Annotated in this window: 16 protein-coding genes and 1 tRNA gene; all 17 read left to right on the top strand. The window is 67.0% G+C overall.

All coding sequences use genetic code 11. The annotated features are described in order from the left end of the window. Window positions 1-100 precede the first annotated feature (100 nt). The 17 genes from WC493_RS18480 to WC493_RS18400 all read left to right on the top strand — a co-directional run bounded on the left by WC493_RS18480 (window position 101) and on the right by WC493_RS18400 (window position 12,576). Entirely contained in the window at window positions 101-649 is a 549-nt protein-coding gene (locus WC493_RS18480) for a ubiquinol-cytochrome C chaperone family protein (RefSeq protein ID WP_373067155.1), read from the top strand. Further along, complete coding sequence (locus WC493_RS18475) at window positions 646-1,212, top strand: DUF177 domain-containing protein (RefSeq protein WP_373067154.1); 567 nt, start codon at window positions 646-648, stop codon at window positions 1,210-1,212. The genes WC493_RS18480 and WC493_RS18475 overlap by 4 nt, the downstream gene beginning before the upstream one ends. A gap of 72 nt (window positions 1,213-1,284) precedes the next feature. Then, the gene (gene rpmF / locus WC493_RS18470; protein WP_373067152.1) at window positions 1,285-1,470 is read left to right on the top strand and encodes a 50S ribosomal protein L32; all 186 of its coding nucleotides are present in this window, start codon (window positions 1,285-1,287) and stop codon (window positions 1,468-1,470) included. A gap of 19 nt (window positions 1,471-1,489) precedes the next feature. Beyond that, complete coding sequence (gene plsX / locus WC493_RS18465) at window positions 1,490-2,575, top strand: phosphate acyltransferase PlsX (RefSeq protein ID WP_373067151.1); 1,086 nt, start codon at window positions 1,490-1,492, stop codon at window positions 2,573-2,575. Continuing rightward, window positions 2,572-3,561 carry a beta-ketoacyl-ACP synthase III gene (locus WC493_RS18460; protein WP_373067150.1) on the top strand — a complete coding sequence of 330 codons (990 nt, stop codon included), beginning with the start codon at window positions 2,572-2,574 and terminating at the stop codon, window positions 3,559-3,561. The genes plsX and WC493_RS18460 overlap by 4 nt, the downstream gene beginning before the upstream one ends. A 93-nt stretch (window positions 3,562-3,654) precedes the next feature. Then, on the top strand, window positions 3,655-3,966 hold the full coding sequence (locus WC493_RS18455; RefSeq protein ID WP_373067148.1) for an integration host factor subunit alpha: 312 nt from the start codon (window positions 3,655-3,657) through the stop codon (window positions 3,964-3,966). A gap of 5 nt (window positions 3,967-3,971) precedes the next feature. Further along, a complete protein-coding gene (locus tag WC493_RS18450) occupies window positions 3,972-4,508 on the top strand; it encodes a MerR family transcriptional regulator (RefSeq protein WP_373067147.1) in 537 nt (178 codons plus the stop codon). A gap of 54 nt (window positions 4,509-4,562) precedes the next feature. Next, window positions 4,563-5,219: a TetR/AcrR family transcriptional regulator gene (locus WC493_RS18445; protein ID WP_373067146.1), complete on the top strand. Its 657-nt coding sequence runs from the start codon at window positions 4,563-4,565 to the stop codon at window positions 5,217-5,219. 76 nt (window positions 5,220-5,295) lie between these two features. Further along, on the top strand, window positions 5,296-5,739 hold the full coding sequence (locus tag WC493_RS18440; protein WP_373067145.1) for a DUF2852 domain-containing protein: 444 nt from the start codon (window positions 5,296-5,298) through the stop codon (window positions 5,737-5,739). A gap of 160 nt (window positions 5,740-5,899) precedes the next feature. After that, window positions 5,900-5,976: transfer RNA gene (locus WC493_RS18435), tRNA-Pro, on the top strand. Between the two features lie 290 nt (window positions 5,977-6,266). Continuing rightward, the gene (locus tag WC493_RS18430; RefSeq protein WP_373067156.1) at window positions 6,267-6,476 is read left to right on the top strand and encodes a cold-shock protein; all 210 of its coding nucleotides are present in this window, start codon (window positions 6,267-6,269) and stop codon (window positions 6,474-6,476) included. Window positions 6,477-6,658: 182 nt separating this feature from the next. Then, the gene (gene pseC / locus WC493_RS18425; RefSeq protein ID WP_373067143.1) at window positions 6,659-7,798 is read left to right on the top strand and encodes a UDP-4-amino-4,6-dideoxy-N-acetyl-beta-L-altrosamine transaminase; all 1,140 of its coding nucleotides are present in this window, start codon (window positions 6,659-6,661) and stop codon (window positions 7,796-7,798) included. Then, complete coding sequence (pseF, locus tag WC493_RS18420; protein WP_373067142.1) at window positions 7,795-8,493, top strand: pseudaminic acid cytidylyltransferase; 699 nt, start codon at window positions 7,795-7,797, stop codon at window positions 8,491-8,493. Before pseC ends, pseF begins: the two co-directional genes overlap by 4 nt. After that, window positions 8,490-9,461: a hypothetical protein gene (locus WC493_RS18415; protein ID WP_373067140.1), complete on the top strand. Its 972-nt coding sequence runs from the start codon at window positions 8,490-8,492 to the stop codon at window positions 9,459-9,461. Before pseF ends, WC493_RS18415 begins: the two co-directional genes overlap by 4 nt. Beyond that, on the top strand, window positions 9,458-10,471 hold the full coding sequence (gene pseI / locus WC493_RS18410) for a pseudaminic acid synthase (protein WP_373067139.1): 1,014 nt from the start codon (window positions 9,458-9,460) through the stop codon (window positions 10,469-10,471). Before WC493_RS18415 ends, pseI begins: the two co-directional genes overlap by 4 nt. A 67-nt stretch (window positions 10,472-10,538) precedes the next feature. After that, window positions 10,539-11,540, top strand: a complete 1,002-nt coding sequence (gene pseB, locus WC493_RS18405) for a UDP-N-acetylglucosamine 4,6-dehydratase (inverting) (protein WP_373067138.1) — start codon at window positions 10,539-10,541, stop codon at window positions 11,538-11,540. Between the two features lie 112 nt (window positions 11,541-11,652). Continuing rightward, window positions 11,653-12,576: a DMT family transporter gene (locus tag WC493_RS18400; protein ID WP_373067136.1), complete on the top strand. Its 924-nt coding sequence runs from the start codon at window positions 11,653-11,655 to the stop codon at window positions 12,574-12,576. Window positions 12,577-12,607 lie beyond the last annotated feature (31 nt).

Below are 12,607 nucleotides of genomic sequence, written 5' to 3'. Positions count from 1 at the left end.
TCGCCAAAAATCGACGTGGCACCTTGTCATCCGGCCGATGACCTGTCAATTCGACGAGGCGGCTTCGCCTCCGCAGCCTCGTGATCCAGGATCTTTCGCCATGTTCGAGCGCCTGTTCCACCGTTCCGATCTCCGCGTCGCGGCGACACTCTATGCCGCCGCGGTCGCCCGGGCGCGGGCGCCGGTCTTCTACACCCGCTTTCGGGTGGCCGATTCGATGGACGGGCGCTTCGACATGGTGACCCTTCAGGTCGTCCTGCTGCTGAACCGCTTCAAGGGCGAGAGCGACAAGCGGCTGGCCCGGCTCTCCCAGGGTGTGTTCGATGCCATGTTCAACGACATGGACCGGACGCTCCGCGAACTCGGCGTCGGCGACCAGGGCGTGCCGCACCGGGTGAAGAAGATGGGCCAGGCTTTCTACGGCCGCCTGAACGCCTATGATTCGGCCCTGTCGGCGACGGGGGACGACGAATTCGTCCAGGCGCTACGCCGCAACCTCTATCGGGGGGCGGAGGTGTCGGAAGAGGTCCTGCGCGACTTGGCGGCCCATTGCCGCGCCCAGGTCGCAGCCTATGCGGCGGCATCGGCTGATGTATTCTTGAGCGGTGAATTGCCGCTGGCCCCCCTGCCGCAGGAGATCGAGCGATGAACCGTGACCAGAACGTGCCGGAATTCTCGCGCCCCCTGAAGGCCGAGAGCGTGGGCCCACGCGGGCGGATCGAGAAACTGACGGCGAACCCGGCCGAACGCGCCGCCCTGGCCGAACGCTTTTCGATCCTCACGGTCGATTCGCTCGTGGCCGAGATCGAGCTTCGTCCGCACCGGCGTGACGGCATCGCCCTGAAGGGGCGCCTGGTGGCCGACGTGACCCAGGCCTGCGTGGTCAGCCTCGAGCCGGTCCCGGAGCATGTCGAGGTCGAGTTCGAGCGAGTCTTCGAACCGGGCGCCGAAAATGCCGATGCCACCTTCTCGGTCGAGGAATTATTCGATCCGGAGGGCGAAGATCCGCCAGATCCGCTGATCGACGGCATCGTCGACCTCGGCGACGTGGTGGCGGAGGAACTGGCCCTCTCGCTCGATCCCTATCCGCGGGCGCCGGGCGCCGAAATCCCGGCTGCCTACCGGCCGGAGCCGGAAGCAGAAGCGGAAAAGGCACCGCCGCAGGGCACCCATCGGCCTTTCGCCGTGCTCAAAGGTGGCCGAGACACTTGAGTTCGGGAGCTTTCCGTGTATTTTCTCCGCTTCCCGGCGGGCCTGGCGCCCGCGCGCAAGACGAGTTGAAAAATGGCTGTTCCCAAGAAACGTACCACCAGCTCGCGTCGCAATATGCGCCGCAGCCACGATGCGCTGGTTCCGGTCGCCTCGAACGAGTGCCCGAACTGCGGCGAACTGAAGCTGCCGCATCACGTCTGCGGCGCTTGCGGTTATTACGACGGCCGCGAGGTCGTCGCCACGACCACGGCGGCCTGATCTCGGGCGTGACCGGGGCATGGCGACCATGTCCCCGCTGGTGATCGCTGTCGATGCCATGGGGGGCGATCACGCCCCCGGTGTCATCGTCGAAGGCGCCGCCATTGCCCGCGAACGCTATCCGCAGCTTCGCTTCGTCTTCTTCGGGGACGAGGCGAAAGTCGCACCGCTGATCCGGGCGCAGGACCTGCTCGCGGATTGCAGCGAACTCGTGCATACGGCGACCGCGATCTCGGCCGACGAAAAGCCGAGCGCCGCCATGCGCCGCGGCAAGGGCACCTCCATGTGGCTCGCCTGCGAGGCGGTGCGCGAGGGCAAGGCCCAGGCGGCGGTCAGCGCCGGCAACACGGGCGCCCTGATGGCCATCGCCATGCTGCTGCTGCGCACGGCGCCGGCCATTTCGCGCCCCGCCATCGCCTCCTTCGTGCCGACCATCCGGGGCGAGTCGGTGATGCTCGACCTCGGCGCCAATGTCGGCTGCGACGAGCGCAACCTGGTCGAATTCGCCTTCATGGGGGCCGCTTTCGCCAGGGCCTCCCTCGGCCTGCCGCGGCCGCGCGTGGCGCTGCTGAATATCGGCACCGAGGATCTGAAGGGCAACGAGGCGATCCGCGGTGCGGCGCAGATCCTGCGCGACACCGCCGACCTGCCGTTCGATTTCACCGGTTTCGTCGAAGGTAACGGCATCGCCCAGGGCCAGGCCGACGTCATCGTCTCGGACGGCTTCGCCGGCAATATCGCGCTGAAGACGCAGGAGGGCACGGCCCGGCTGGTCTCGGCCTATCTCGCGGCCACTTTCCGGCGCTCGATCTGGTCCATGCTCGGCTATTTCCTGGCCCGCCCGGCGCTCCAGGCGCTGCGCGAGCGGCTGGACCCCAACCGCTACAACGGCGGCGCTTTCCTCGGCCTGAACGGCCTCGTGGTGAAGAGCCACGGCGGCACCAATGCGGTCGGTTTCGCGGCGGCGATCGCCATTGCGGCCGATCTCGCCATCGGCGGTTTCGCCGAACGGATCCTGGAGGATCTGAAACGGGTTGCGCCGGCCACGGGCGGCGAGGCAAGTTCGGAGTCTGGATCGGAAGCGCAGGTCGTCGTCGAATCATGAACAAAGGTGGTGCCGTCGTCAGGTCGTTGCTTCTCGGGTGCGGCGCCTATCTTCCCGAACGTGTGCTAACCAACGCCGAATTGGCGTCCAAGGTCGCCACCGACGACGAATGGATCGTCGCCCGCACCGGGATCCGCCAACGCCACATCGCGGCCGAGGGTGAATGCACCTCGGACCTCGCGACCGCGGCCGCGCGCCGCGCGCTCGAAGCGGCGGAACGCGATGCCAAGGACATCGACCTCGTGATCCTGGCCACCGCAACGCCCGACTACACGTTCCCCGCGACCGCGACCACGGTGCAGGCCAATCTCGGTATCCACCAGGGGGCGGCCTTCGACATCCAGGCGGTCTGCTCGGGCTTTATCTATGCCCTCGCGACGGCCGACAATTTCCTCAAGGCGGGGCAGCACAAGCGTGCCCTGGTGATCGGGGCAGAGACTTTCTCGCGCATCCTCGACTGGGAAGACCGCACCACCTGCGTCCTGTTCGGCGACGGTGCCGGCGCCGTGGTGCTGGAAGCGGGCATGGGGGCGGGCGCCAATAGCGACCGCGGCATTCTCACCACCCATCTCCACGCCGACGGGCGCTACCGCGACCTTCTCTATGTCGACGGCGGCCCATCGAAGACGCAGACGGTCGGCCACATCCGCATGACCGGCAAGGAAGTGTTCCGCCACGCCGTGGTCAATCTGGCCGAAGTGGTGGGCGAAGCGCTGTCGGCCACCGGCCTGACCCCGGCCGATCTCGACTGGATCGTGCCGCACCAGGCCAATCTCCGCATCATCGACGGCACGGCGCGCAAGCTCGGCATCGACACGAGCCGGGTCGTCGTCACCGTCGGCCAGCATGGCAACACGTCGGCCGCCTCGGTGCCGCTCGCCCTTGCCGAAGCCATGGGCGACGGCCGCATCCAGCGCGATCAGCTCGTCCTGCTGGAAGCCATGGGCGGCGGCTTCACCTGGGGCTCGTGCTTGGTCCGGATCTGAGCCGGACCGCCTATCCCATTGATATTGACGGGGTTCTACCGTCAGCTTAGGCTTGACGGAACGGTTACGAACACCGTCACCACTGGGGGGTGCATGGCGACCACCATCACGCGGGCTCATCTCGCCGAAGCGGTCTATCAGGAAGTCGGCCTGTCGCGGAACGAATCCGCCGAACTGGTCGAGTCCGTGCTCGATGCTATAGCCACCAGCCTGGTCGAGGGCGAGGCGGTGAAGATCTCTTCCTTCGGCACTTTCGCCGTGCGCCAGAAGGGCGGCCGCGTGGGCCGTAATCCCAAGACGGGCGAGGAAGTGCCGATCGAGCCGCGCCGCGTGCTGGTGTTCCGGCCGTCCCACGTCCTCAAGGACCAGATCAACGCCGGCCTGTCGCGGCGGGCCAAGGGCTGACGGCGATGCCGGCGCGGGCGCTCGACGGGGAAGGCGACGAGCCGCGGGCACCCAGGTCCAGCACCAAGCAGCCGGGCGCCTTCCGCACGATCTCCGAAGTGGCCGAGGAACTGGACGTGCCGCAGCACGTCCTGCGCTTCTGGGAGACCCGTTTTCCCCAGATCAAGCCGATGAAGCGGGGCGGCGGCCGGCGCTACTACCGGCCGGAGGATGTCGCCCTGCTGCGCGGCATCCGCCATCTCCTCTATAGCGACGGCTATACGATCAAGGGCGTGCAGAAGGTGCTGCGCGAGAGCGGCGCCCATGCCGTGATCGCCACGGCGAAGCCTGTGGCCGAGCGCTTGGCCGACCACCGGACGCCCGAGCCGCCGCCGGAACCCGAAGCAACACCCGCTCCGGCGGCAGTCGTGGCCGCCCAGCCGGCGCCCGCCATCGATGAACCGCCGGCGGAAGAGGCGAGGGACGCCGCCTATTGGCGCGGCCTGGTGCTCGACCTCCGGCGCGAGCTCGAGGAAATCCGCCGTCTGCTGCGGGAACGCTGAGGCGGCCCGGAATTTCCATGCGGGCCTGCCGCCAGTGATGTAATAACCACTCACATGACGTGGGACAGGCACAGTCGCGGGCCCGGCGATACGGGCGATTCCGGCCGAAAGGGCTATCACCACGGCAATCTGCGCGAGGCGCTGATCGCGGCGGCGCAGGCCCTGATCGTCGAAAAGGGCCTGTCCGGCGTTACTTTCGCCGAGGCGGCCCGCGCGGCGGGCGTGAGCCCGGCCGCCCCCTATCGCCATTTCCCCGACCGCGAAGCCTTGCTGGCCGAAGTGGCGCGGCGCGGCTTCGACGTCTTCGCCGACCGCTTGGCGGCGGCCTGGGGCGACGGACGGCCCGATCCGAGCGCGGCCTTCACCGCCGTCGGCCGTGCCTATCTGGCCTTCGCCAGGGCCGAGCCGGCCTATTACACCACCATGTTCGAGGCCGGCCTTTCGCTCGACGACCACGCGGAATTGCGGGCGGCCGGCGACCGGGCCTTTGGCGTGCTGCGCGCCGCGGCCGAGACCCTGACCGCCGGACTGAAGCGGGAAGGCAGGCCGCCCGCCCTGATGATGGCGCTGCACATCTGGTCGATGTCGCATGGCATCGCCTCGCTCTTCGCCCGCGCCGATCGCGGCCGCCGCCGCCTGCCCATGAGCGCCGAGGACCTGCTCGAGGCGGAAGTCCTGATCTATCTGAAGGGCCTGGGCATCGCGCCCTGAAGCCTGAAATTCGACCCCGCCACCCTTGACAGGGACGGGCTCATCTCCAATCTATGTAAATGTCATTAACATTGACATGAAGGGTCCGGATATGGGGACGTCGCATATGGGCATCGTCGAGCGCCTCGACGACTACGGAAAGCCGGCCTGGATCGCCACCATGGTCCTGGCCTTCATCCTGTTCTGGCCGGCCGGCCTCGCCGTCCTGGCCTATCTCATCGGGAGTGGACGCATGACCGCCTGGAGAATGGAACACCGGCCCTTCGGCCGCTGGTACGGGCCCTGTGGCGGGCGTCGTGCCGGGCGGGGCTTCCAGCACTCGAGCGGCAATAGCGCCTTCGACGACTACCGCACCGAGACGCTGCGACGACTCGAGGACGAACAGCGCGAATTCGCCGAATTCCTGGACCAGCTCCGGCGCGCCAAGGACAAGGCCGAGTTCGACGATTTCATGGCCTCGCGCCGCCCCCAGCAAGGCCCGGAAGCGGCCGATTCGCCGGACACCGCCCCGGGCGCCTGAGCACCAATCCCGCCCGGGAGTCCCGCCCGAAGCCCCGAAAGCCACGGAATGCGCGGCTTTCGGGCGCCCGGCGGGGGTCGAAAATTCTTCCCCCCACGGCATTGCCCAAGCCGATGGATGCGGCTATAGTCCGCGACCTCGCGGGGTCGAACCCGCCTGACGGGCAGTAGCGCAGCCTGGTAGCGCATCAGTCTGGGGGACTGGGGGTCGTCGGTTCAAATCCGGCCTGCCCGACCAATCTGAAGGCGACAGCCTTCACACTCAGGGCCTTCCTTCGGGAAGGCCCTTTTTGTTTTCCGGTCGGCGCCGTCGTTCGGAATGGCTTTTTTTGATGCCAATTCGAGTGAATGTCGAATTGGCGCTTGAAACTCCACCCCGGCGATACTATTTCCAGTATCTCGATCTTGCTGATGAAATTTGTTTCGCGCTCCGGCGCCCCGACGAACTTTCCCTCTCAATGTCGAAATCATGGCGTCCCGAAGATTTCGGGGCGCTCGAACTCGTGTCGATCTGAGAAAGGAATCGTCATGGTTATCGGAACCGTCAAATTTTTCAACACCACCAAGGGCTTCGGCTTCATTCAGCCGGACAACGGCGGCGCTGATGTGTTCGTGCACATCTCCGCCGTGGAACGTTCGGGCCTCGCCGGCCTGGTCGACGGCCAGAAGGTCGGCTTCGACATCGTCATGGACAGCCGCACCGGCCGTTCGGCGGCGCAGAACCTCCAGGCCGCCTGAGGCGGCGACATCCTCTTCCGCCGGCCACGGATGTACTGGCGGCGGAAGCAGGTGTCAGATGGAAAGGCCGGGATTTCCCGGCCTTTTTGTTTATGGGCCTTGTGCGGCATTGCCGCGTTAAGCCCTTTTTCAGCATGACGCGCTACCCATGGGCGGGTTTCCTGGCTCAGGATGGCGGCGCAATGACGATACCCTATGGCCGGCAATGGATCGACGAGGCGGACGAGCAGGCGGTGCTCGCCGTGCTGCGATCCGATTTCCTGACCCAGGGGCCGGCGGTCGAGCGTTTCGAGGCGGCCTTGGCGGATTATGTGGGGGCGCGCTTCTGCGTCGCCGTCGCCAATGCCACGGCGGGCCTCCATCTCGCCTATGCGGCGCTGGGCCTCGGCCCGGGGGACGAAGGGGTGACCACGCCGATCACCTTCGTCGCGACCGCCAATGCGATGGAATTCCTGGGCGCCCGGGTGCGCTTCTCGGATATCGACGGCACCAGTTTCAACCTCGATCCCCACCTCTTGGAACAGGCCCTGTCGCCGGCGACTCGGGTGATCGCGCCGGTTCATTTCGCGGGCGTGCCGGCCGACATGCAGGCGATCGAGGCGATCGCCCGGCGCCGCGGCATCCCCGTGGTCGAGGACGCCTCCCATGCGATCGGCGGCCGCTACCCGACGGGGGAGATGATCGGCGCCTGCGCCCGTTCGGCCATGACCGTGTTCTCCTTCCATCCGGTGAAGACGATCACCACGGGCGAGGGCGGGGCGGTGACCACCAACGACCCGCGCCTTTACGAGAAGCTGCGGGACCTCCGCGCCCATGGCATCACGCGGGATCCGTCGCGGCTCGTCAGCCACCCAGGGCCCTGGTACTACGAGATGCAGGACCTCGGTTACAATTACCGGATGACCGAGATGCAGGCGGCGCTGGGCTGCTCGCAGCTCCGCCGGCTGGACGATTTCCGCGCCCGCCGCCAAGCCATCATCGCCGCCTATGACGCCGCCTTCGGCGACCTTGCCTGGTTCGAGCGGCCGCTGACGGGCGAGGGGACCTGCTGTCACCTCTATGTCGGGCGCTTCGATTTTGCCGCCCTCGGCCGCGACCGGGCGGGGGTGATGCAGCGCCTGCGCGAGGCCGGCGTCGGCACCCAGGTCCATTACATCCCGGTCCATCTGCAACCCTGGTACCGCGAGCGTTACGGCCACCGCGCGGGCGATTTCCCGGTCGCCGAAGCCTATTACCAGCGCTGCCTGAGCCTGCCCCTGTTCCCGCGCATGACCGACGAGGAAGTCGCCCGGGTGATCGAAGCGGTGAGGGCGCTGACATGACCTCTCTTTGCATCATTCCCGCCCGCGGCGGCTCGAAGCGGATCCCGCGGAAGAATATCCGGCCCTTCTGCGGCCGGCCGATCATCGCCTATTCGATCGCGGCGGCACGGGCCAGCGGGCAGTTCGACGAGGTCATGGTCTCGACCGACGACGACGAGATCGCCGCCATCGCCGAAGCGGCAGGCGCCGCGGTGCCGTTCCGCCGTTCCGCCGCGGCCTCGGACGACCGCGCCGGCATTGTCGACGTGCTGGCCGAGGTGCTGGAGAGTTATGCCGCGGGGGGTACTGCCTTCGAGACGTTGTGCTGCATCCTGCCCACGGCGCCCTTCGTGACCGCCGCGCGCCTCGCCGAATGCTGGCAACTGTTCCGCGACAGCGGGGCGGAGGCGGCCTTTCCGGTGGTGCGTTTCTCCTATCCGCCGCAGCGCGCCTTGCTGCGCGCCGTCGATGGCGCCACCCGCATGGCCGATCCGGCCCAGTACTACGCGCGCTCGCAGGATCTCGAGCCGCTCTATCACGACGCCGGGCAGTTCTACTGGATGACGGCCGACCTGGTCTACGCGCGCCGGCCGACCTTCCTGGCGCACTGTGTCACGCTCGAAATTCCAGAGATGGAAGTGCAGGATATCGACACGGAAGCGGATTGGACCGCGGCCGAATTCAAGTATCGCTACATCGAAGGCGGAGCGACGTGAGCACCATCCGGCAACGCCTGACCATCCTGACCGAAGGCGGCGGCGACCGCGGCCTCGGCCATATCACCCGCTGCACCGCCTATGCCGAGGAATGGCGTACCCGGGGCGGCATCGTTTCTTGGCGTGTCGATGGCGACACCCAGGTCGCGGCCGCCCTGGCGGCGGAGGACGACGTTTCGCTCGGCGCCTGGCAGGAGGGCTTGCCCGCGGACTGGACCGTGAACGGCGGCTATGTCCTGGTCGATTCCTATCATGCTACGCGGGGCGTGCTGCTCGATCTCGCCGGCACGGCCTGGGGCGCGGTGTTCCTGGACGATACTTCGCGCCTCGCCTATCCGACCGGGATCGTGGTGCATGGCGGGCCGGGCGCCATCGATCCCCAGGGCGGCGCCGCGATCTGGGTCGCCGGTCCGCGTTTCCAGCCGCTCCGCCGCGCCTTTCGCGCCGGGGCCGAACGCCACGCGGTGTCATCCCGGCCGACCCGGGTGATGGTCGTGATGGGCGGCACCGATCCCCACCATCTGGGACCCAAGCTGGCCGAACTGGTGCTCCGGGTCTTCCCGGATGCGACGGTCGATCTGATCGGGGCAGGCGAGGTGAGCGATCCCCGCATTCGCCGGCACCAGGGCCTTTCGGCCGAGGCGATGGCGGCGCTCATGGCGGCGGCCGACGTCTGCGTCTCCGGTGCCGGACAGACGGTGTTCGAACTGGCGCGCATGGGCGTGCCGTCGGTGCTGGTGGGCGCTGCGCAGAACCAGCACGACAATCTGGTCCATTGGCCGCCGCTGACCGGCTTTCGTGTCGCCGGCTGGTGGAATGCCGAGGGACTGATGGAGAGCATCGTCCGCGAACTGACGGTGCTGGCCTCGCCCGATGTTCGCTTGAGCATCGCGCAGCAGGCGCAACAGGCGGTCGACGGGCTGGGGGCGGTGCGCCTGATCGACCTGGTGGAGAAATTGTGGCCATGAGCGGGCGCATCCTGATCGTCGCGGAACTCTCCGCCAACCATGGCCATTCGCTCGACAAGGCGCTGGAAACCGTGCGCCTGGCCAAACAGGCCGGCGCCGACGCGATCAAGATCCAGACCTATACGGCCGACACGATCACGCTCGACTGCGACAACGAGTATTTCCAGATCCGCCACGGCACGCTGTGGGACGGCACCACGCTGCACAAGCTCTACCGCGAAGCCTATACGCCCTGGGAATGGCACGCCGCGATCCGGGATGCGGCGGCGGCCCAGGGCCTGACCTTCTTCTCGACCCCCTTCGATCCGACCGCGGTCGACTTCCTCGAGGACCTGGGCGTTCCCCTCTACAAGATCGCCTCCTTCGAGATCCACGATATTCCGCTGATCGAATATGTCGCGGCCAAGGGCAAGCCGATGCTGATCTCGACCGGGATCGCCAGTCTCGGCGACATCGAGGAGGCGGTGGCGGCTTGCCGGCGCCGGGGCAACGACGACATCACCCTGCTCAAATGCACCTCCGCCTATCCGGCCAGGCCGGAGGACGCCAATCTGGCCACGATCCCCAACATGGCGGCGGCTTTCGGCGTGAAGGTCGGTCTGTCCGACCACACGATGGGCCATGCCGTGCCGATCGCCGCGGTCGGCTTCGGCATCTCGGTCATCGAGAAGCATTTCATCATCGACCGGGCGCTGGGCGGGCCGGATGCCTCCTTCTCGATGACGCCGGCCGAATTCGCCCTGATGGTCGAGGGGGTGCGCACCGCCGAGGCGGCGATCGGCCGCGTAACCTATGAGATGCCGGAAGGCATCGCGCAGAACCGCGCCTTCGGCCGCTCGCTCTTTGTCACCGCGGACATTGCCGCCGGCGAGGTGCTGACACCCGCCAACGTGCGCTCGATCCGCCCCGGTGCCGGACTGCACCCGCGCCATACGCCCGAGGTGATGGGGCGGCGTGCGCGCCGGGCGCTCGTCCGCGGCACGCCGCTCGATTGGTCGATGATCGACTGACGGCGATAACCAATAATCAACCAAAGGCAGACGATAGTAGGACCAACGAGGCAAGGCTGACGGTCCGATGTTCAACGACAAATCGATCCTGGTGACGGGTGGTACCGGCTCTTTCGGCAAGATGTATGTGAAGACGATCCTGAGCCGATACAAGCCGCGGCGCCTGATCGTCTATTCCCGCGACGAGCTGAAGCAATACGAGATGCAGCAGGTCTTCAACCAGTCCTGCATGCGCTATTTCATCGGCGACGTGCGCGACCGCCAGCGTCTCGTGCAGGCCATGAACGGAGTCGATTTCGTGATCCATGCGGCCGCCCTGAAGCAGGTGCCGGCGGCCGAATACAATCCGATGGAATGCATCAAGACCAATATCTACGGCGCCGAGAACGTGATCCATGCGGCGCTGGAACGGGGCGTGCAGAAAGTCATCGCACTTTCGACCGACAAGGCGGCCAATCCGATCAATCTCTATGGTGCTACCAAGCTCGCCTCCGACAAGCTCTTCGTCGCGGCGAACAACATGGGCGGCGCCAATTCGACCGCCTTCAGCGTCGTCCGCTACGGCAATGTCGTCGGCTCGCGCGGTTCGGTGGTGCCCTTCTTCCGCAAGCTGATCGCCGAAGGGGCGGGGGCGCTGCCGATCACCGATCCGCGCATGACCCGCTTCTGGATCACGCTGCAACAGGGCGTCGACTTCGTGCTGCGCAATTTCCAGCGCATGTATGGCGGCGAGATCTTCGTGCCCAAGATTCCGTCGGTGCGCATCGCCGACCTGGCAGCGGCCATGGCGCCCGGTGTGCCGACCACGGTTGTCGGCATCCGCCCGGGCGAGAAACTGCACGAGATCATGTGCCCGGCCGACGACTCCCACCTGACCATCGAATTCAAGGATCACTATGTCCTGACGCCGACGATCCGCTTTTCCAATCTCGACGTCGACTACAAGGTCAATTGGCTGGGCGAGGAGGGGCATCCGGTGGCCCAGGGCTTCGAATATAATTCGGGCACCAATCCCTGGTTCCTCTCGCCCGAGGAGATCACGGCCTTCAACGATGCCGCCGGGGCCTGACACTGCCGGGGCCTGACGCCACCCCGCGCATGGCCGACCTGCGCCGGCATCGATTGCGCAGGACAGGGCCTTTCGCCAGTCTCGCCGGGGCCTGCAACAAAAAGACGAGATCATGGCCAGCCCCAGCCCCACCGCCGTCCCGACCGATGCCGTCGGCCAGACCAGGGGGGACGGGCTGATCGGGGGCATCGGCCTGATGGCGCTCGGCGTCATGCTGTTCACCGGCATGGACGCCATGGCCAAATGGCAGTCCGAGCGCTACGACGTCCTGCAGCTCATCTTCTTCCGCGCCTTCTTCGGCACCATGGTGCTGATCCCCTTCATGCTGCGCGCGGGCGGTTTCGCCGTCGCGGTCAGGACCCGGCGGCCCGGCCTGCATTTCATGCGCGGGATGATCGGCACGGTCTCGCTCTTCACCTTCTTCCTCGCCTATCGCTATCTCGAGCTGGCGGACGCCATCGCCCTGTCCTTCGTCTCGCCCCTGTTCATGACTGCCCTTTCGGTGCCGATCCTGGGCGAACAGGTGGGCTGGCGGCGCTGGACCGCGATCGCCGTCGGCTTCCTCGGCGTTCTGGTCATCGTGCGGCCGGGCGGCGGTCTGTTCACACCGCTCGCCCTGCTGCCGATCGCCGGCGCCTTCACCTATGCCCTGGTCGGTGTGACCATTCGCGTCCTGTCGCGGACAGAGGCGTCGGTCACCATCGTCTTCTATTTCGGCCTGTTCTCGTCGATCGTAGCCGGCCTCGGCCTGCCCTTCGTGTGGCAGACGCCGGCCAGCCTGCAAGACTGGATCGGCCAGATCGGCATCGGGCTGATCGGCGGTGTCGCCCAGATGGCGATGACCAGCGCCTTCAGCCGGGCGCCGGTCTCGGTGGTGGCACCCTTCGACTATACGGCGATCATCTGGGCCAGCGTGCTCGGCTATCTGGTCTGGGGCGATGTGCCGGTGGCCGGCACTTTCGCCGGCGCCGCGCTCGTGATCGGCAGCGGGCTCTACATCCTGCACCGGGAGACGAGGCTTCGGCGCGGCACCTGACACCGAAGCTTCATCAAACCGCAAACGGCCA

It is taken from the genome of Zavarzinia sp. (assembly GCF_041650655.1).
Lineage (GTDB): Bacteria > Pseudomonadota > Alphaproteobacteria > Zavarziniales > Zavarziniaceae > Zavarzinia.
This window is presented reverse-complemented; position numbering and strand designations above follow the sequence as displayed.

Excerpts from the sequence above, each read along its gene's own strand:
- pseC (WP_373067143.1), top strand. The coding sequence starts at position 6,659 with ATGACGATACCCTATGGCCGGCAATGGATCGACGAGGCGGACGAGCAG.
- WC493_RS18450 (WP_373067147.1), top strand. The coding sequence starts at position 3,972 with ATGCCGGCGCGGGCGCTCGACGGGGAAGGCGACGAGCCGCGGGCACCC.
- WC493_RS18445 (WP_373067146.1), top strand. The coding sequence starts at position 4,563 with ATGACGTGGGACAGGCACAGTCGCGGGCCCGGCGATACGGGCGATTCC.
- WC493_RS18430 (WP_373067156.1), top strand. The coding sequence starts at position 6,267 with ATGGTTATCGGAACCGTCAAATTTTTCAACACCACCAAGGGCTTCGGC.
- rpmF (WP_373067152.1), top strand. The coding sequence starts at position 1,285 with ATGGCTGTTCCCAAGAAACGTACCACCAGCTCGCGTCGCAATATGCGC.
- WC493_RS18455 (WP_373067148.1), top strand. The coding sequence starts at position 3,655 with ATGGCGACCACCATCACGCGGGCTCATCTCGCCGAAGCGGTCTATCAG.
- WC493_RS18475 (WP_373067154.1), top strand. The coding sequence starts at position 646 with ATGAACCGTGACCAGAACGTGCCGGAATTCTCGCGCCCCCTGAAGGCC.
- WC493_RS18440 (WP_373067145.1), top strand. The coding sequence starts at position 5,296 with ATGAAGGGTCCGGATATGGGGACGTCGCATATGGGCATCGTCGAGCGC.
- pseI (WP_373067139.1), top strand. The coding sequence starts at position 9,458 with ATGAGCGGGCGCATCCTGATCGTCGCGGAACTCTCCGCCAACCATGGC.
- WC493_RS18460 (WP_373067150.1), top strand. The coding sequence starts at position 2,572 with ATGAACAAAGGTGGTGCCGTCGTCAGGTCGTTGCTTCTCGGGTGCGGC.
- WC493_RS18480 (WP_373067155.1), top strand. The coding sequence starts at position 101 with ATGTTCGAGCGCCTGTTCCACCGTTCCGATCTCCGCGTCGCGGCGACA.
- plsX (WP_373067151.1), top strand. The coding sequence starts at position 1,490 with ATGGCGACCATGTCCCCGCTGGTGATCGCTGTCGATGCCATGGGGGGC.
- pseB (WP_373067138.1), top strand. The coding sequence starts at position 10,539 with ATGTTCAACGACAAATCGATCCTGGTGACGGGTGGTACCGGCTCTTTC.
- WC493_RS18400 (WP_373067136.1), top strand. The coding sequence starts at position 11,653 with ATGGCCAGCCCCAGCCCCACCGCCGTCCCGACCGATGCCGTCGGCCAG.
- pseF (WP_373067142.1), top strand. The coding sequence starts at position 7,795 with ATGACCTCTCTTTGCATCATTCCCGCCCGCGGCGGCTCGAAGCGGATC.